Consider the following 17,829-nt stretch of genomic DNA (forward strand, 5'->3'; position numbering starts at 1 on the left):
CCTCCCTTACTTCTTCTTACCAGCGATGGCCTTTGCGGGGCCTTTGCGGGTGCGAGCGTTGGTGTGGGTCCGCTGACCGCGAACGGGCAGGTTACGACGGTGGCGCAGGCCACGGTAGCTACCCAGGTCCATCAGACGCTTGATGTTCATGGTCACTTCGCGACGCAGGTCACCTTCAACGGTGTAGTTTGCGTCGATGTGCTCACGGATGGCCAGAACTTCGGAGTCGGACAGCTCGTTGACGCGACGAGTTGCGTCGATGCCAACGGCTTCACAGATGGCTTTCGCCGAAGTGTTGCCGATTCCGGTGATATAGGTGAGGGCGATGGGGACCCGTTTGGCAGTCGGGATGTTTACGCCGGCAATACGTGCCACGTGTCACTTTCCTTTTCGTTGCGGTTCCGTAACTCCAGAACCTTTTTTCACAACACCTGATGACGCCCCGAGAGGCTTTTCATCAGATAATGTATCGAGGTACTCACGCGGCACGGAATCGGGCCGCCTGGATTGATTCCCAAGAGGGATGGGCTTCCCTATTGAGAATTCCGCATGTCGTCAACCCAGCGCCCGGCGGAAACGTCAAAGTTTATGGGCCCAGGGGCAACATCCTTCCACATCGCCTGCATCCTGCCCGGACGACGTTAATCGGTGCAGGAATAAAACCGCGTCGTGTATTCGTTGCTGTCGAACAAGGCGATCTCTCCCGGGGCTTCTTCGGTCATCACGAAGGTAAACAAGGTTGGCATGAAAACCGGCCCGGGCGTCTGGCAATGCCCCACATGGGTCGTGACCTGATAGCCGTCCCAATGATACTGCAGATCCGGCTCGAAACTGCAGAAATACTCCATTGAGCTGAAACCGTCCTCTTCCAGGATCAGCCCACCGTCATTGGCAAAATCCATCAGCTGGTCCTGCTCCTCCGCGTTTGTCGGGCAGGCGGCGGGATCATTGACGAAATAACGTTCGGCAAGTCCGGGGGACGTCGTCGCCATACAGAGAACAGCCGCGGCGGTGATCATGGAACGGGTGGGTGTCGTCATTGGCAAGGTCCTTTTACAAGATCCGCCCACCCTCCCCTGTTCGCCTTTCCAAAACGAAAAGAGCCGGGACATGCCCGGCTCTTTTTTCATTCTGTGCTGACATTTCAATTCAGCCGAGGACCTTGGCGATAGAGGCCTGAACCTCGTCGATGGATGCCAGACCGTCGATCTTGTTCAGCTTGCCCTTGGCATAATAGTAGCCGATCAGCGGCGAGGTTTTCTTGTAGTATTCCATCAGACGGGTCTTGAGGCTTTCCTCATTGTCGTCCGCGCGCCGCTTGATGTTGCTGCTGCCGCAGTTGGCGCATTTGCCATCGGCGGGCCAGGGTTTGGTTTCATCGTGGTAGACTTCACCACAATCGCCGCAGGTCGACCGGCCGGTGATCCGCGCCACCAGCGCTGCATCGTCCACCGCCATTTCAACAACGGCGTCCAGACTCTGCCCCATCTCGGCCAACAGGTCGGTCAGGGCATCTGCCTGCCCCAGTGTGCGCGGGAATCCGTCAAAGATGAAACCACCCTCGGCGCCTTCGGCGATCTTTTCGCGGATCAGACCAATTACGATCTCATCCGTGACCAGCTCACCGCGGGCGATGACCTCGGCTACCTTCTTGCCCATCTCGCTGCCGCTGGCCTGCGCATCGCGCAGCATGTCGCCAGTGCTGAGCTGCACCATGCCACGGGTTTCGACCAGATGACGGGCCTGCGTGCCCTTACCCGCGCCCGGCGGGCCCAAAAGAATAATATTCATCGACGAGCGGGCCCCCGTTTTGTGCGTTTCTTGCTGCGGCCACGCAGCTGGCTTTTCTCGATCAGACCTTCGTACTGGTGCGCCAACAGATGGCTTTGCGCTTGCTGGATCGTGTCCATGGTGACCGAAACAACAATCAGAACCGAGGTGCCGCCAAAGTAGACCGGAATGGCGAACTGACCGCGCAGGATTTCCGGCAGCAGGCAGACAGCCGCCAGATAGGCCGAGCCCAGAACAAGAACACGGTTCACAACATACTCGATGTATTCAGCAGTCTTCTTGCCGGGACGGATGCCAGGGACAAAACCGTTCTGGTTCTTCAGGTTCGTCGCCACTTCATCAGGTTTGAAGGAGACGTTGAAGGTGTAGAAATACGCGAAGAACACGATCATCGACACGAAGAACAAGAGGTACAGCGGCTGACCGGGACCGAAGTTGGCCAGCAGCCAGGACATCACCGGACCAGAGGCCGAACCCGCCGAGAAGGTGGAGATGGTGGTCGGCAGCAGCAGCAGCGAGGAGGCGAAGATCGCCGGGATCACGCCCGCCGGGTTCACCTTGACCGGCAGGTGCGACGAGCCGCCATCATAGACCTTCATGCCCACCTGACGGCGGGGGTATTGAATGTGAATCTTGCGCAGGGCGCGTTCCATGAAGACCACGAACATGATTACCGCGACAACCATCACGATCACGCCGATCAGAACCGCCGGGCTGATGGCGCCGGAGCGGCCGGAGGCAAAGAACTGCGCGATGGCTGCGGGAACCTCGGCGATGATGCCGACAAAGATGATCAGAGAGATACCGTTACCGATGCCCCGCTGGGTGATCTGCTCGCCCAGCCACATCAGGAACATGGTGCCGCCCACCAGGGTAATCATGCAGGCCAACCGGAAGTACATGCCAGGGTCGGTCGCAAGATCGCCGGACTCCAGCGACACCGCCAGACCGTAGGCCTGCGCCGTTGCCAGCGCGACGGTGCCGTAACGGGTGTACTGGTTGATTTTCTTGCGGCCCTGATCGCCTTCTTTTTTCAGCTGTTCCAGCGCCGGAACCATGGAGGTGAGCAGCTGAACGATGATCGATGCCGAGATGTAAGGCATGATCCCGAGGGCAAAAATGCCCATCCGTCCAAGCGCACCGCCGGTAAACATCGACACCATGCCGCCGATGCCCTGCCCCGCCGACTCCATAAATTCGCGCAGTGCCGAGGCATCAATGCCCGGGACCGGAATGAATGTGCCAAGACGGTAGACGATCAATAGGCCGAGGGTGAACAGGATGCGGTTGCGCAGATCCTTGGCCTTGCCGAGCGCGGACCAGCTGGTGTTCGCCGCCATTTGTTCTGCTGCTGATACCATGAAATGGGTCTCTTTTTGCGAAAACGCCGCCCGGAACCGTTTTCCGGCTCGGGCGGCGTATGGAAAAACTGTGACCTATGTAAGCGGCATCGACGCCGCTCACAAGCCGTTACTCAGCAGCAGCTGCTGTCGCCACGGTCAGGGTGCCGCCCGCTTTTTCAACTGCCGCGATGGCAGATTTGGACGCGCCGGTCACGGTGATGTTGGATTTGGCCGAGAAATCGCCTTTGGCCAGGATCCGCACACCGTCTTTTTTGCGGCGCAGCAGGCCCGATTCGACCAGCGAATCTTCGGTGATGGTTGCCGCGTCCAGCTTGCCCGCGTCGATGAACTTCTGGATCAGGCCCAGGTTCACAACAGCGAAAGTCTTGCGGTTCGGCTTGGTGAAGCCACGCTTAGGCAGACGTTGGTAGAGGGGCATCTGGCCGCCTTCGTAGCCATTGATCGAAACACCCGAACGGGATTTCTGACCTTTGATACCACGGCCACCCATTTTACCTTTGCCGGAACCCGGGCCACGGGCCACACGGGTGCGTTTCTTGGCGGCGCCGGGATTGTCGCGCAGTTCATGAAGTTTCATATCGCTTCTCCTTGCCGGATGTGACCCCTGAAGCGTAAGCGGGCCAACCTCGGCTCTTCTTGATTGTTGATTCTGTGGCTTGGATTGCCACCGGGGGCGTATAGACGCTGTGCCGGGCGATATCAAGCCCTGCCTCCGGGTACGCCCCCCCCCTGTCCGCCCCAAGCTTCCCGCGCAAGGCGACGCCATGCAAATTAAAAACGCCCCTGCGCGGGGCAGAGGCGTCTTTCGATCCCGGCCAGTCCGGGGGAGGCAATAAGTCAGGCCGGGCTATGGTGTCCGATCAGTTACCGTAGGCGTGCAGCCGGGCAATGTTGCTGATATCGCAGCGGCGCACGCCGATATCGGCCAGCTCGCGGTTGGACAGGTTTTCCAGTTCCGCATAGGTGCGCCGGTATTCGGACCGGCGGGCCAGAGTGGTGCGGAAGTTCGCAACTGCGGCGCGGATGCGGGCGCCAAAGGAATAGGTCGGGGTAGCGGAAGTTGTATAGGCCATCATCGTCGTCCTTGATCTCGGCAAAACCGGGATCCCTTCCCGGCTGGTCGTTCATGTCTGTTTTGTGACACCGGGGAGATAGGTCGCATTTCATGACCTAACAACCGACACTAGCGTTTGACCGCTATGCGTTTTCGGAATGGCTATAAAACAGGCGATAATGGGGATTTTGCCCCCATCCATGCAGATAATCGCAAATCTCCCGAGAAATCCGCCGAATTACGTGAACTGCTTCACACTTCGCGCTTGCACATCGTGATAGCGGGCAGCGAATTGTAACAGTTTTTTAACAAGGCGGTTTCGGAATGATTGCGAGTCGGGACCTCGGTATAGCTACCTCTTATCTCAACTCAGGCGCCTACAAACCGGCCCTGAAGATTGCAAAACGCCTGCAAAAGACGACTCCGCGGGATCCACAGCCGTTTAACATCGCTGGCATCTGTCTTTCGGCCATGAACAAGCTGCCCGAGGCGATCGCACAGTTTCAACGCGCGATGAAGATTGATCCGGGCTTTATCGACGCGCGGCACAATCTGGCACAGACCCTGATTCTGGCAGGGCGCCACGCGCAAGCTATCAAGATTGTCGAACCCCTGCGGGACAGCGACCCGACCGCCTGTTTTTTCCTGGCGCAGGCGCATGTGCACCTGGGCGATCTCACCGCGGCAGAGGTTGCGATAAATCAAGCGGTGACCTCGCGCCCGACATTTGCGCCTGCCCAGAATCTGCGCGGCCTGATCCTTGCCAACCTCGGCGAAGAGACGGATGCGATCGCGGCCTACGAAGCGGCGCTAGCGCTCGATCCCAACAACGTGGAGACCCTCGTCAATATCAGCCTCCCGCTGGCCCGCCAGAACAGACACGCCGAAGGCCACGAGATGGTTGAACGTGCCGTACAGCTCGCGCCCGAGCACATTGGTGCCCGGCTCCGGCTCGGAACCTCATTCATCGAGGCCGGACGGTTCGAAGAGGCCAAAGAACAATTCCGGGCTGTCCTGGCCCTGCACCCCGCGCAGACACAGGCGTTTGAACAATTGTCGCTGTTGCTCGACAGGGACGAGATGAAAACCCTGGTCGGCCCCGCAAAAAAGGCGCTCGGCAAACTCCGCTCAGGCTCGGTCGAAGCTGCCGAACTGCAGTTTGCCTTGTCCCGGATCGAAGATGCCATGGGCGACCGGCAGGCCGCCGCCAAGGCGCGCGAGCGTGCAAACGGTATCCTTGCAAAACAAATGCCCTATGACGCAGAGGAGGACACCCGGCAGACTGAGCGCATCCTGAGCCGCTTTCCGGACATCACTCCCTCTCCGACCGACAAACCCGACGGACCATATCCCATCTATGTCCTCGGCCTACCCCGCTCCGGCACCTCGCTGGTCGAGGCAATGCTGAGCCGCCTGCCAAATGTGGAAACGATGGGCGAACGCGCGGCAACCGGGTTTCTGGTTCAGGCCTTTGTGAACAGCGACATTCCGTTTGATGCCGGGGCGGCGCGCATCTTTGCCCATAAAGATGCAGCGCGGCTGCCCCCCTGCCCTGACGATACGCGCGCCTATGTCGACAAGATGCCGGAAAACTACCGCTATATCGGGTTTCTCAAAACGGCCTATCCTCATTGCAAGATCGTACACGTGCGGCGCGACCCGCGTGACGTGGCCTTGTCGATGTGGAAATCGCATTTCACAGGTACAGCTCTGTCCTACACCTACGACCAGACGGCCTTGGCGTGGCGCGTCGGCCTATACGCGCGTCTCATGCAGCACTGGCAAACCGTATTCCCGGATCAGATCCTGACTGTCGACTACGAAGACCTTGTTGCAGACCCGGTGACGGGCAGCCGCGCACTTGCAGATTATTGTGGGCTGGAATGGTTACCGGAAATGGCCGCGCCGGAAGGCAGCAGCGCACCGACCCTGACGATGAGCGCCTCGCAGATCCGCCAGCCGGTTCACCAAAGATCCATTGGCAGTTGGCGTGCGCAGGCCGATGAACTGGCTGAATTCCTTGAGGCCCTAGACACGAGCCTCTGGCCGGATCTCGCGGACTGACCTGACGCCTCCGCGCCATTTCACTTTTCGCAAACTTCAGCAGAGACCGTTAAAACTAAAAACGCCCCCGCAATGCGGAGGCGTTTGTCAGACTATGCCGGGTAAGGCTTAGCCTTTTTCTTCAACGATCTCGACCATGTGCGAAATCTTGTTGATCATGCCACGCACGGCCGGAGTGTCTTCCAGCTCGCGGGTTTTATGCATCTTGTTGAGGCCCAGACCGATCAGCGTCTGACGCTGTTTGGCGGGGCGACGGATCGGGGAGCCGATCTGCTTTACAACGATGGTTTTAGCCATGTGTCCGTCTCCTTACGCTTCAGCGGCTTCGGCAGCCGGTGCTTCGTCCCGCTTGGGCAGGATGTCGGCGACCTTTTTGCCACGACGCTGTGCAACGGCACGCGGGCTCTGCTCTTTGGTCAGGCCGTTGATGGTTGCGCGGATCATGTTGTAGGGGTTCTGCGAGCCGATCGACTTGGACACAACGTCCTTGACGCCCAGCATTTCGAACACGGCACGCATCGGACCACCGGCGATGATACCGGTACCTTCCGGAGCGGTGCGCATGACGACCTTGCCGGCACCGTGACGACCATTCATGTCGTGGTGCAGGGTGCGGCCTTCTTTCAGCGGCACACGGATCATCTGACGCTTGGCCTGCTCGGTCGCCTTGCGGATGGCCTCGGGCACTTCTTTCGCCTTACCCTTGCCAAAGCCGACGCGGCCTTTCTGATCGCCTACGACGACGAGCGCGGCAAAGCCGAAGCGCTTACCGCCTTTAACGGTTTTCGACACGCGGTTGATCGCAACCAGGCGATCTGCAAATTCCGGTGTTTCTTCTTCGCGGCGGCCACGGCCACGGCGGTTTTCACGTTCTGCCATGAGGCATTCCTTTCTGACTGGCGCGTCCAACAGGCGGGGCGCCGGTTATCTCAATCCTGGTGAGGGACCCCATGCAGGCTCCCTCCCGGATCATCGGGGCGGCGAAATCGCCGCCCGCAAGTCTTAGATCTTCAGACCACCTTCACGCGCAGCGTCGGCCAGAGCCTTCACCTTGCCGTGGAACAGGAAGCCGCCACGATCGAAATAGGCCTCGGAGACGCCTGCCGCCTTGGCGCGCTCGGCGATAACCGAACCCACTTTGGTGGCTGCTTCGACGTTGTTCTTGCCAACGAAGCCGAGATCTTTTTCCAGGGTCGAGGCCGCTGCCAGGGTCTTGCCCTGCACATCGTCGATCAGCTGAACCGAGATGTTCTTGTTCGAGCGGTGCACGGACAGGCGTACACGGCCTGCGTTGACCTTGCGAAGTTTGTTCCGGACGCGCAGGCGACGCTTCAGAAACAGGGTACGTTTGCTGTTTGCCATTTTGCTTGTCCTTACTTCTTCTTGCCTTCCTTGCGGAAGATAAACTCACCCTTGTAGCGGATGCCTTTGCCTTTGTAGGGCTCGGGACGGCGCCATTCGCGGATTTTCGCCGCGACTTCGCCCACCTGCTGCTGGTCGTTACCTTCCACAACGATTTCGGTCTGCTTCGGTGCGGTAATGGTGATACCTTCCGGAGCAACGAAGTCGACGTCGTGGCTGTAGCCGAGGTTCAGTTTCAGGGTGTTGCCCTGAACCTGCGCCCGGTAACCCACACCCTGGATCTCCAGCTCTTTTTTGAAGCCGGTGGTCACGCCGGTCACGAGGTTCGCGACCATGGTGCGGGACATGCCCCACTGCTGACGGGCACGTTTGGACTTGCCGCGCGGCTCGACCATTACAACGTTGTCGTCAACGGACAGGGTGACGTCGTCGGTGGCGGTGAAGCTACGGGTCCCTTTCGGGCCTTTCACTTCTACGGTCTGGCCGGATACCGAAGCGGAAACGCCGCTGGGCAGTGCGACCGGTTTTTTACCAATACGGGACATCTGTAAGCCTCCTTAGAAGACGGTGCAGAGCACTTCGCCGCCGACGTTGGCTGCGCGTGCGTTTGCGTCCGACATCACACCCTTGGGGGTGGAGACAATCGACACGCCCAGGCCCTGACGGACCGACGGGATGTCATTGACGCCCATGTAAACGCGACGACCGGGTTTGGAAACCCGCTTCAGTTCACGAATGACAGGTTCGCCATCGAAGTATTTCAGGCTGATTTCGATAGCCGGATGGCCATTTTCACCAGTGGTCTTCTCATAGCCGCGGATGTAGCCCTCGTCCGCCAGCACATCCAGAACCCATGCCCGCAGCTTGGAAGCCGGGGTCAGGACGGTGGATTTACCGCGCAGCTGAGAGTTACGGATACGGGTGAGCATATCGCCGATAGGATCGTTCATAACTGTCTCTCCCTTACCAGCTCGATTTCACCATGCCGGGGATCTGGCCGTTCGAGCCCAGTTCCCGCAGAGCGATACGGCTGATCTTCAGCTTACGATAGTAAGCGTGAGGACGGCCGGTCAGCTGGCAGCGATTGTGCAGACGAGTTGCCGACGAGTTGCGCGGCAGTTTCGCCAGTTTCAGACGCGCTTTGAAACGCTCTTCCATCGGGCGGTTTTCGTCATTCGCGATTTCTTTCAGCTCGGCGCGCTTTGCGGCATATTGTGCCACCAGGCGCTCGCGCTTCTTTTCGCGTTCGATCATGCTTTTCTTAGCCATGTCTCTTCCTTCCCGCGCTTAGCTGTTGAAGGGCATGTTGAAAGCTTTCAACAGCGCCTTTGCTTCCGCGTCGGTTTTCGCGGTGGTGGCAATCACAATGTCCATGCCCCAGGGCTCATCGATCTTATCGAAATCGATTTCCGGGAACACCATGTGCTCTTTCAGGCCCATGGCGTAGTTGCCACGACCGTCGAACGAGTTACCCGATACGCCGCGGAAGTCACGGATACGAGGCATTGCGATGGTGATCAGGCGGTCCAGGAATTCGTACATCCGTTCGCCGCGCAGGGTCACCTTGGCGCCCATCGGCATGCCTTCGCGAACGCGGAAGCCGGCGATGGAGTTCTTGGCCACAGTGGTCAGAGCTTTCTGGCCCGCGATTGCGGTCAGGTCAGCCTGGGCCGACTTGGCTTTCTTGCTGTCTTTGACGGCAGCACGACCACAGCCGATGTTCAGAACGATCTTGTCCAGCTTGGGGATCATCATCTCGTTCTTGTAGCCGAATTCCTCTTTCAGGGCGCCACGGATGGTGTCCTTGTAGAGATCCTTCAGACGCGGGGTGTAGTTAGCGGAATCAAGCATCGATCACGTCCCCCGTGGTCTTGGCAAAACGCACTTTCTTGTCGCCTTCCATGCGGAAGCCAACGCGGGTTGCTTTGCCGTTTGCGTCCAGCAGAGCCAGGTTCGACAGGTCGATCGGCAGTGCCTTGGGCAGGCGGCCGCCCTGTGCAGTCTGGGACTGACGGGTGTGGCGGATCGCCATGTTCACGCCGTCAACAACGGCTTTACCGGCTTTGGGGTCAACGGAGGCGATGGTGCCTTCTTTGCCCTTGTCCTTACCGGCCAGCACGACGACCTTGTCGCCTTTGCGGAGTTTAGCAGCCATGATTACAGCACCTCCGGAGCAAGCGAGATAATTTTCATGAAGTTCTTCGCGCGCAGCTCACGAACAACCGGGCCAAAGATACGGGTACCGACCGGCTCGTTGTTGTTGTTCAGGATAACGGCAGCGTTGCGATCGAAACGGATCGCGGTACCGTCTTCGCGGCGAACTTCTTTGGCGGTACGTACGACGACGGCCTTACGGACGTCACCTTTCTTTACGCGACCGCGCGGGATGGCTTCCTTGACCGAGACGACGATGATGTCGCCAACGGATGCGTATTTACGCTTGGAACCACCCAGAACCTTGATGCACTGAACTCGGCGAGCGCCGGAGTTGTCAGCAACATCCAGATTTGTTTGCATCTGGATCATGTGGTTTCTCCCGACCTTTGGGGCAGCGATGCGTGCTGTGATCCCCCAGGGTTTCGACTGTGCTAAAAAGCCTAGTCGCCAGGAGCCTCAAGTGAGGCTCTTAGGCTTCCAGAACTTCCCAGCGTTTCGTTTTCGATTTCGGCGCGCATTCGATGATGCGTACGGTGTCGCCGACCTTGAAAGCGTTCTTTTCATCGTGAGCCCGATACTTCTTGGACTTACGGATGGTTTTCTTCAGAACCGGATGCGTAAAGCGGCGCTCGACGGAAACGGTAACGGTTTGTGCGTTTGCGTCGCTGGTCACAACGCCTTGCAGGATACGTTTGGGCATCTCAGAGGCTCCTTATTCAGCTGCCGCAGCGGCTTTTTCGTTCAGGATGGTTTTAACACGGGCTGCGTTACGGCGCGCGTTGCGCACTGCAGCGGTGTTTTCCAGCTGACCGGTTGCCTGCTGAAAGCGCAGGTTGAAGCTCTCTTTTTTCATGGATGCAAGCAGATCGCGGAGTTCGTCCACGGTCTTTTCGCGCAGATCATTGGCGTTCATCGCCTTTGTTCCTTTTCCTTGGCACCAGAGGGCCCCTTTTGATGGGTCACCCTTACGTCTGGTGGGTTATGTAGCCCGCGCCCGAAGAGTTCAGGGCACAGAAAATGGATCACCGCGACTCATCACTGAGCGCGGTGATGGGTTCATATAGGAGAGTTGGTGGTTGGGGGCAAGGGAAAGATTGGGGTTTGCGCCAAACCTACGACGCCTTGGCCATTCGACAATTCTCACTCGCAAAAACACACACCCACGATATGGTTTCTTTACTGCTTATTTCGGCAGGTCTGGAACGGGCTGAAAGCTCGGGCCGCGCCCGACCCTCCCCACGGGAGGGCGCTTCACGCCCACCCAGGGTCAGGCGCAACCCTCATGTTGCGCAAATCTCAAGCAACCAAAGGGCTCGAGGGCTCCGCCCGTTCGCGCCTGAAATGATCCCCCGGATCATTTCCAAGACGGCGCTCACTCCCACTTATAGTTGAAGCTCACCGAAATCCGCTCTTCCTCGGCCATGTTCAGCGGCACCTCGTGGCGGATGAAGCTTTCCCACAAGAGCACATCGCCCACCTTGGGGGACTGGTAGACAAAGGTCTTCAGCTCCTGGCGGCAGTCCTTGCGGCGCGGGGGGTGGGCCATCATCATCGCATGGCGCGGGTCTTCCAGCTTCAGGGCGCTAGCGCCTTCGGGCATCGACACATACGTGGTGCCGGAGATTACCGAATGCGGGTGGATATGGCTGGCGTGTGTACCGCCCTCGGGCAGGATGTTGATCCAGAGATCCTCCAGCACCAGCGCGCGATCATCCAGATCCAGTTCAAGGTCCTCAGCAAAAGCCGCCACATGGGCATCCAGCGATTTCACCAGATCGGCGAAGATCGGGAACCGCCAGGGCAGATCCGTTAGCGAGGCATAGGAGGTATAGCCGGGATAGCCGTTCTCCTCGCACCAGTCCTGTCCAGCTTCATCATCACCGGCGATGACAAGGCAAGAGTTTTCAAGTTCGCCTGCGTCGATGCTCGGTCCGTGTTCGGACAAAGCAGCGCGGTAGAGGCGGGTAACGAAGAGAGAGTCGATCTGTGCCATAGCTGCCTTTTATCCTCGCCCGGCGCACTTTTGCGAGTCCCAATTGGCTGCACCCCGCGCAATGGAACCCACTCCGGACAACGTCCGCCACATCGGGACATATATCGGCACGGCCAGCCATGACACTCTGGCAACCCTGCCATGCCCAGACCGCCACTGGGCGCAACACAATATTAGCGCGGCACTGCTACCCTGACCCAGTATGACCTGAGTTCCGGTTGTCACCTAGCATCCCTATCTACCGAGTGCCCCACCATGAAGTTCAAAGTATCCATCAATCTCGCCATCCTGTCGATCATCGTGCTGGCCGCCGGCATCATGTTCACCCTGGCGGGCATTTCTCTTTATACCCATCAGGTTCGCGACGACATGCAAGTCCGGGCCGCGCAGATCGAAGCGGTCGACATGTCTCTTGTCGATCTGGAGCAGCAGTTTCTTTCGGCCCGCCGTGCTGAAAAGGATTTCCTACTGCGCAAGGACGAAAAGTACACTAAGCGCCATGCCGCGATCATGGATCAACTGGCCTCGACCTTTGACGGCCTGAAGCAAAATATCGCGCAGGTCCCCGAGCTGCGATCTACTGCTGTCACGCTGCCTGAACTGGAAACCGCGATCGCCGCTTATGGGGCAGCCTTTCTAAGCCTCGCGGACAGCAACCGCCGCCTGGGGCTTGATGAGAATGACGGATTGCAGGGCAATCTGCGGACTGCGGTGAAGAACGTCGAGACCGAGTTGCAGGGCCTCGAACAGCCCGAGATGCAGGTCAAGATGCTGATGATGCGCCGACACGAGAAGGACTTCATCATGCGCAAGGATCCGAAATACCTGGATCGGTTGAATGCACGTGTCGATGAGTTCCACGCCTTTCCCGAAAGCTATTACGCGGATCGCGCGCAGTTTCAGCAGATATCGGACCTGATGGACACCTATCAGACGTCTTTTGCGGCCTATGTTGATGAGACCCTGAAAGAACAGGATCTCCGGAAACAGATGTCAGAGACCTATGCAGCTGCAGAACCTTTGGTCGAAGCCCTGCACAAAGAGTCCCGTATCGTCATGAGGCAGATCCTTGCCGACACTGCCGCGATCAGCGAACAGGCCGCCAGTAACTCGACCCGCGCAGGTCTGGGCGGCGCAGCTGTTTTCATTGTGCTCGCGCTGCTTCTGGCCCGCGGGATTTCCCGGCCCCTGAAACGCACTGACAGGGTTCTGAAAAAGATGCGGGAAAACGATTTCACCCCTGCACTGCCCGTGACCCCTATCCGAGAAATCTCGGCAATCGCCGAGGCGGTTGGTGACTTCCGCAAGGACGAAGAGATCAAGCACCGTATGACCAAGGACATCGCCCGCGTCATCGACGCCTGCGCCGAAGGTGACTTTTCCAAACGGGTCGATACCGCTGGTAGCAGCGGCATGTTCGCAGAACTGGGTAACGGAGTGAACGCCATTGGCACCGTCGCCGAAAAGGGATTGAAGGACGTTCAAGAGGTGATCGGCGGTCTTTCAACCGGTGACTTGAACCAGGCGATGCAACCGGGGCAAAAGGGCGTGTTCCGGGAAATCTCTGATGCGATTGACCACCTGACCAACAGCCTTGATGGCATGATCCGGCAACTGACCGGCAGCAGTGAAATGCTGAACAACACCGCCAACGAGATTTCATCCGCCATGAACGATGCCTCGCGGCGCGGCGAAACCTCAGCCGCCGCGCTGGAAGAAACCGCCGCCGCGCTGCAGACCGTCAGCGACACGGTGCGTGACACGGCCTCCAGCGCGCAGGACGCCAAATCGCTGGTCGACAATGCGCAGAACAATGCAGAGGGCACCCGCTCGATCGCAGAACAGACCGTCACAGCCATGCAACGGATCAAGGACTCCTCGGATGCGATTTCCAAGATCACCGACATGATCGACGATGTCGCATTCCAGACCAACCTGCTGGCGCTGAACGCCGGGGTCGAGGCCGCCCGCGCCGGAGAAGCCGGACGCGGCTTTGCCGTGGTTGCCTCTGAAGTCCGGGCCCTGGCACAGCGCTCATCGGATGCAGCTCAGGAAATCAACAACCTGATCAACACCAGCCGGGGCGAGGTTACCGTCGGCGTGAAGCTGGTCGACGAGACTGGCGAGTCCCTTGCAAAGATCGTGCAGACCATCATCCAGGTCGTCGAGCGCATGAATACGATTGCCGACAATACGGTAGAGCAGTCCAACGGGCTGACTGAAGTCAATGTCGCCGTCGACTCGCTCGACAAAGATTCGCAAAAAAGTGCGGCAATGCTGGAGCAAACATCCGCTGCAGGTCAGCTGCTGCAACAGGAGGCCCACCGCCTGTTCGAGGCGATCTCGGGCTTCCGCCTGAAAGGCAGCCCTGCGCAGCATGGTTCTGCCCCTGCCGCTGCGGAAAACGACTGGGCCGCATAGACCGGGAGCTCCGGCGTGCCGCCCCTGGACTGACGCCCGCGCGCAAAACGATGGCCCGCTCTGCACTCCGCCGAGCCGGCCATTTACTGCCTTCCCGACACTACGCAGCCCCCACGCCATACTGCCGTTCGCCCCAGGAAGGCAGACGGATTTTCCGGGAGTGACCACAAAGAAAAACCCCCGCCGATTTCTCGGCGGGGGTTTCTGATTTTCCAAAGAACCTGGGCTTACCAGTCTTCGCGAACCACGACGCGGGTCTTGATCGGCAGCTTCATCGCAGCAAGGCGCAGAGCCTCGCGGGCGATGTCGTCATTGACGCCATCGATTTCGAACATCACGCGACCGGGCTTCACTTTGCATGCCCAGTAGTCGACGGAACCTTTACCTTTACCCATACGAACTTCGACGGGCTTGGAGGTCACCGGGGTATCCGGGAAGATCCGGATCCAGACACGACCCTGACGTTTCATGTGACGGGTCATGGCACGACGTGCAGCTTCGATCTGACGGGCGGTTACGCGCTCGGGCTGCAGAGCCTTGAGACCGTAGGTGCCGAAGTTCAGGTCAGAACCACCTTTGGCGAGACCGGAAATCCGGCCTTTGTGCATTTTGCGGAATTTCGTACGCTTTGGTTGAAGCATCTCATCCCCTCCTTAGCGACGACCGCCACCAGCACCACGGGGTGCAGGGCCGTCCTGGATTTCCTGAGACTTACGATCACGCGCCTGCGGGTCATGCTCCATGATCTCGCCTTTGAAGATCCAGACCTTGATCCCGATGATCCCGTAGGGGGTCATGGCTTCGGAGTGAGCGTAATCGATGTCGGCGCGCAGGGTGTGCAGCGGCACACGACCTTCACGGTACCATTCGGTACGAGCGATTTCAGCACCACCCAGACGACCCGCGACGTTCACCCGGATACCCAGGGCGCCCATGCGCATTGCGTTCTGAACGGCACGCTTCATCGCGCGACGAAAGGACACACGACGCTCCAGCTGCTGGGCGATGGACTCGCCAACCAGCTGTGCGTCCAGCTCGGGCTTACGCACTTCAACGATGTTGAGGTGCAGTTCCGAGTCGGTCATCGCTGCCAGCTTCTTGCGCAGGACCTCGATATCGGCGCCTTTTTTGCCGATGATCACGCCCGGGCGCGCGGTGTGAATGGTCACACGGCACTTCTTGTGGGGGCGTTCGATGATCACGCGGGCCACACCGGCCTGCTTGCACTCTGCCTTGATGAACTCACGCAGTTTCAGATCTTCCAGCAGAAGATCACCGTAGTCCTTGGTGTCGGCGTACCAACGGCTGTCCCAGGTGCGGTTCACCTGCAGGCGCATGCCGACCGGATTGACTTTATGTCCCATTAGGCTTGCTCCTCAACTTGACGCACCTTGATGGTGATCTCAGCGAACGGCTTCAGGATCTTGCCGAAACGACCACGGGCCCGCGGGCGACCGCGTTTCATGGTCATGTTCTTGCCAACCCATGCCTCGGCGACGATCAGTTCATCGACGTCCAGGTTGTGGTTGTTCTCGGCGTTCGCGATGGCGGACTGAAGGCATTTCTTCACGTCCTGCGCGATCCGTTTGTTGGAGAAAGTGAGGTCGGTCAGAGCCTTGTCCACTTTCTTGCCACGGATCATCTGAGCCACCAGGTTCAGTTTCTGCGGGCTGGTCCGAAGCATGCGGGTTTTCGCCATTGCTTCGTTGTCGGCCACGCGGCGGGGATTTTGTACCTTGCCCATGACTTACTTCCGCTTCGCTTTCTTGTCCGCAGCATGACCATAATAGGTCCGGGTCGGCGAATATTCACCGAACTTCTGACCGATCATGTCTTCCGAGACGTTGACAGGGATGTGTTTCTTGCCGTTGTACACACCAAACGTCAGACCCACGAACTGGGGCAGAATGGTGGAACGACGCGACCAGATCTTGATCACTTCATTGCGGCCCGATTCACGCGCAGCTTCGGCTTTCTTAAGCACATAGCTGTCGACGAAAGGACCTTTCCATACAGAGCGAGACATAGATTAACGTCCCTTCTTCTTGGCGTGACGCGAGCGGATGATCAGCTTTTGCGACGCTTTGTTTTTGTTGCGGGTGCGCTTACCCTTGGTCGGCTTACCCCACGGGGTCACCGGGTGACGACCACCCGAAGTCCGGCCTTCACCACCACCGTGCGGGTGGTCGATCGGGTTCATAACGACACCACGGACCGAGGGACGCTTGCCCTTGTGGCGCATACGGCCAGCTTTACCGTAGTTCTGGTTGCTGTTGTCAGGGTTGCTGACGGCACCAACGGTGGCCATGCATTCCTGACGGACCATGCGCAGTTCGCCCGAGGACAGGCGGATCTGAGCGTAGCCACCATCACGACCAACGAACTGAGCGTAAGTACCGGCTGCACGGGCGATCTGGCCGCCTTTGCCGGGCTTCATTTCGATGTTGTGAACGATGGTACCGATCGGCATGCCCGAGAACGGCATCGCGTTGCCCGGCTTGATGTCTGCCTTCGCGGAGGCGATGACCTTGTCACCCACTGCCAGACGCTGCGGAGCGAGGATATAGGCCTGCTCGCCGTCTTCGTACTTCACCAGTGCGATGAAGGCAGTACGGTTGGGGTCATATTCAATGCGCTCGACGGTCGCGGCGACATCAAATTTATTCCGTTTGAAGTCAACGATCCGGTAAAGACGCTTTGCGCCACCACCACGGCGGCGAGAAGTGATCCGTCCGGTGTTGTTCCGGCCGCCCGATTTGGTCAGACCCTCAGTGAGAGACTTGACCGGACGCCCTTTCCAAAGCTCCGAACGGTCGATCAGAACCAGCCCACGCTGGCCCGGCGTCGTCGGTTTATACGACTTAAGTGCCATGCTTTCTGTCTTCCGTTTAGCGTGCAGTGCCTTAGGTTCTTGTCTTTGGCACCGCTATGTTAAAGCCCCCTGATGTGCCGCGTGCGGCGGTTCAGGTGACCGATGTAGAGGGCCCCGAAGGTCCCAGGTTCGTCAGCATCCCGACAAAAGTAACAGCCCCGGACGAATCCGAGGCCTTCAGGATTGGAGCCATGTAGCAGTGATGTGGAAGGCTGTCTAGTGGCTCTTAGTGCACTGCCGAGAATAAGGAGGACTAGTCTACTTACGCCTGTCCGGTGCCGCCGGTTCTCCTGTTTCGGATCTCTTGCTCTAGGCGTGAGATCTGAATGTTCTTGATCTCAAATGGAAGCCACATAGACAACAAAAACGCAGCGATTGACAGCCACGCGAAAACACTGTGAACCCAATAGAAGTCCGTTAACATTTTGGCCTCAATGACTTCCGACAGGACTAGCAGAAGAAGAACCAGCATATACAGCAAGAAAAGATACGTGAGCCGCATCAGACGAAACTGGACCCCCTTCGCCTGTTCCCAAGCAGTCCTCCACCCGCCACGAACGAGGTTACTAGGGTCGCCTAAAATAGAAACTGTAGCAAACAGGGAAGCCGCTAGGATCGAATAGATCAGGCCAATGTATTCAGCCGGTTTTACAGACACCCTTAAAGCCTCCCCGGCACCCAAATACACCGCGAGCGTCGGCAATCCTAGCAAACCAGCTAAGAAGGGTAACTTTCGAAGATCGACACTCAT

26 protein-coding genes are annotated in these 17,829 nt (G+C 58.5%); 2 read left to right on the forward strand and 24 right to left on the reverse strand.

All coding sequences use genetic code 11. The features are described 5' to 3' along the window. Positions 1–6: 6 nt before the first annotated feature. The 6 genes from rpsM to SM765_RS20255 all read right to left on the reverse strand — a co-directional run bounded on the left by rpsM (position 7) and on the right by SM765_RS20255 (position 4,228). Complete coding sequence (rpsM, locus tag SM765_RS20230; protein WP_065271449.1) at positions 7–375, reverse strand: 30S ribosomal protein S13; 369 nt, start codon at positions 373–375, stop codon at positions 7–9. A 266-nt stretch (positions 376–641) separates the two neighbouring features. Further along, positions 642–1,040: a hypothetical protein gene (locus SM765_RS20235; RefSeq protein ID WP_274836216.1), complete on the reverse strand. Its 399-nt coding sequence runs from the start codon at positions 1,038–1,040 to the stop codon at positions 642–644. Between the two features lie 109 nt (positions 1,041–1,149). Beyond that, entirely contained in the window at positions 1,150–1,791 is a 642-nt protein-coding gene (locus tag SM765_RS20240) for an adenylate kinase (RefSeq protein WP_274830250.1), read from the reverse strand. Beyond that, on the reverse strand, positions 1,788–3,152 hold the full coding sequence (gene secY / locus SM765_RS20245) for a preprotein translocase subunit SecY (RefSeq protein ID WP_274834265.1): 1,365 nt from the start codon (positions 3,150–3,152) through the stop codon (positions 1,788–1,790). The genes SM765_RS20240 and secY overlap by 4 nt, the downstream gene beginning before the upstream one ends. 109 nt (positions 3,153–3,261) lie before the next feature. After that, positions 3,262–3,732, reverse strand: coding sequence for a 50S ribosomal protein L15 (gene rplO, locus SM765_RS20250; protein ID WP_065271453.1), 471 nt, complete (start codon positions 3,730–3,732; stop codon positions 3,262–3,264). A 283-nt stretch (positions 3,733–4,015) separates the two neighbouring features. Beyond that, positions 4,016–4,228 (reverse strand): DUF1127 domain-containing protein, encoded by a 213-nt coding sequence (locus SM765_RS20255; RefSeq protein ID WP_274830252.1) that lies wholly within the window; start codon positions 4,226–4,228, stop codon positions 4,016–4,018. A gap of 305 nt (positions 4,229–4,533) precedes the next feature. On the opposite strand from SM765_RS20255, the gene SM765_RS20260 reads away from it, so the two are divergent. Beyond that, positions 4,534–6,273 carry a tetratricopeptide repeat-containing sulfotransferase family protein gene (locus tag SM765_RS20260; protein ID WP_274838665.1) on the forward strand — a complete coding sequence of 580 codons (1,740 nt, stop codon included), beginning with the start codon at positions 4,534–4,536 and terminating at the stop codon, positions 6,271–6,273. 108 nt (positions 6,274–6,381) lie between these two features. On the opposite strand, the gene rpmD is transcribed toward SM765_RS20260, so the two are convergent. The 12 genes from rpmD to SM765_RS20320 form a co-directional block, all read right to left on the reverse strand. Then, a complete protein-coding gene (gene rpmD / locus SM765_RS20265; protein ID WP_065271456.1) occupies positions 6,382–6,570 on the reverse strand; it encodes a 50S ribosomal protein L30 in 189 nt (62 codons plus the stop codon). A gap of 12 nt (positions 6,571–6,582) precedes the next feature. Further along, a complete protein-coding gene (gene rpsE, locus SM765_RS20270; RefSeq protein ID WP_065271457.1) occupies positions 6,583–7,152 on the reverse strand; it encodes a 30S ribosomal protein S5 in 570 nt (189 codons plus the stop codon). 123 nt (positions 7,153–7,275) lie between these two features. Next, on the reverse strand, positions 7,276–7,635 hold the full coding sequence (gene rplR / locus SM765_RS20275) for a 50S ribosomal protein L18 (RefSeq protein ID WP_065271458.1): 360 nt from the start codon (positions 7,633–7,635) through the stop codon (positions 7,276–7,278). Positions 7,636–7,646: 11 nt separating this feature from the next. Then, a complete protein-coding gene (gene rplF / locus SM765_RS20280; RefSeq protein ID WP_065271459.1) occupies positions 7,647–8,180 on the reverse strand; it encodes a 50S ribosomal protein L6 in 534 nt (177 codons plus the stop codon). A 12-nt stretch (positions 8,181–8,192) separates the two neighbouring features. Further along, complete coding sequence (gene rpsH, locus SM765_RS20285; protein WP_065271460.1) at positions 8,193–8,585, reverse strand: 30S ribosomal protein S8; 393 nt, start codon at positions 8,583–8,585, stop codon at positions 8,193–8,195. A 13-nt stretch (positions 8,586–8,598) separates the two neighbouring features. Beyond that, positions 8,599–8,904, reverse strand: coding sequence for a 30S ribosomal protein S14 (gene rpsN / locus SM765_RS20290; protein ID WP_065271461.1), 306 nt, complete (start codon positions 8,902–8,904; stop codon positions 8,599–8,601). Positions 8,905–8,922: 18 nt separating this feature from the next. Beyond that, on the reverse strand, positions 8,923–9,486 hold the full coding sequence (gene rplE, locus SM765_RS20295) for a 50S ribosomal protein L5 (protein ID WP_065271462.1): 564 nt from the start codon (positions 9,484–9,486) through the stop codon (positions 8,923–8,925). After that, positions 9,479–9,790: a 50S ribosomal protein L24 gene (gene rplX / locus SM765_RS20300; protein ID WP_065271463.1), complete on the reverse strand. Its 312-nt coding sequence runs from the start codon at positions 9,788–9,790 to the stop codon at positions 9,479–9,481. The genes rplE and rplX overlap by 8 nt, the downstream gene beginning before the upstream one ends. A gap of 2 nt (positions 9,791–9,792) precedes the next feature. Then, positions 9,793–10,161: a 50S ribosomal protein L14 gene (gene rplN / locus SM765_RS20305; RefSeq protein ID WP_005621870.1), complete on the reverse strand. Its 369-nt coding sequence runs from the start codon at positions 10,159–10,161 to the stop codon at positions 9,793–9,795. A 100-nt stretch (positions 10,162–10,261) separates the two neighbouring features. Continuing rightward, positions 10,262–10,492: a 30S ribosomal protein S17 gene (rpsQ, locus tag SM765_RS20310; protein ID WP_008555996.1), complete on the reverse strand. Its 231-nt coding sequence runs from the start codon at positions 10,490–10,492 to the stop codon at positions 10,262–10,264. A gap of 12 nt (positions 10,493–10,504) precedes the next feature. Further along, positions 10,505–10,705, reverse strand: coding sequence for a 50S ribosomal protein L29 (gene rpmC, locus SM765_RS20315; RefSeq protein WP_065271464.1), 201 nt, complete (start codon positions 10,703–10,705; stop codon positions 10,505–10,507). A 459-nt stretch (positions 10,706–11,164) separates the two neighbouring features. Then, entirely contained in the window at positions 11,165–11,785 is a 621-nt protein-coding gene (locus SM765_RS20320; protein WP_065271465.1) for a TIGR02466 family protein, read from the reverse strand. A gap of 255 nt (positions 11,786–12,040) precedes the next feature. Between SM765_RS20320 and SM765_RS20325 the strand changes: the two genes are divergently transcribed. Further along, the gene (locus SM765_RS20325; RefSeq protein WP_274838664.1) at positions 12,041–14,206 is read left to right on the forward strand and encodes a methyl-accepting chemotaxis protein; all 2,166 of its coding nucleotides are present in this window, start codon (positions 12,041–12,043) and stop codon (positions 14,204–14,206) included. Positions 14,207–14,433: 227 nt separating this feature from the next. Here the strand turns inward: SM765_RS20325 and rplP are convergent, their stop codons facing one another. The 6 genes from rplP to SM765_RS20355 all read right to left on the reverse strand — a co-directional run bounded on the left by rplP (position 14,434) and on the right by SM765_RS20355 (position 17,829). Further along, complete coding sequence (rplP, locus tag SM765_RS20330; protein ID WP_065271467.1) at positions 14,434–14,847, reverse strand: 50S ribosomal protein L16; 414 nt, start codon at positions 14,845–14,847, stop codon at positions 14,434–14,436. A gap of 12 nt (positions 14,848–14,859) precedes the next feature. Beyond that, positions 14,860–15,570, reverse strand: a complete 711-nt coding sequence (gene rpsC, locus SM765_RS20335) for a 30S ribosomal protein S3 (RefSeq protein ID WP_065271468.1) — start codon at positions 15,568–15,570, stop codon at positions 14,860–14,862. Beyond that, positions 15,570–15,950, reverse strand: a complete 381-nt coding sequence (rplV, locus tag SM765_RS20340) for a 50S ribosomal protein L22 (protein WP_065271469.1) — start codon at positions 15,948–15,950, stop codon at positions 15,570–15,572. The genes rpsC and rplV overlap by 1 nt, the downstream gene beginning before the upstream one ends. 3 nt (positions 15,951–15,953) lie before the next feature. Further along, positions 15,954–16,232 (reverse strand): 30S ribosomal protein S19, encoded by a 279-nt coding sequence (rpsS, locus tag SM765_RS20345; protein WP_065271470.1) that lies wholly within the window; start codon positions 16,230–16,232, stop codon positions 15,954–15,956. Positions 16,233–16,235: 3 nt separating this feature from the next. Continuing rightward, positions 16,236–17,078, reverse strand: coding sequence for a 50S ribosomal protein L2 (gene rplB / locus SM765_RS20350; protein WP_065271471.1), 843 nt, complete (start codon positions 17,076–17,078; stop codon positions 16,236–16,238). A 262-nt stretch (positions 17,079–17,340) separates the two neighbouring features. After that, positions 17,341–17,829 (reverse strand): hypothetical protein, encoded by a 489-nt coding sequence (locus tag SM765_RS20355; RefSeq protein WP_274838663.1) that lies wholly within the window; start codon positions 17,827–17,829, stop codon positions 17,341–17,343.

Source organism: Pseudophaeobacter sp. 1A09344, from assembly GCF_041008745.1.
Taxonomy (GTDB): domain Bacteria; phylum Pseudomonadota; class Alphaproteobacteria; order Rhodobacterales; family Rhodobacteraceae; genus Phycobacter; species Phycobacter gallaeciensis_A.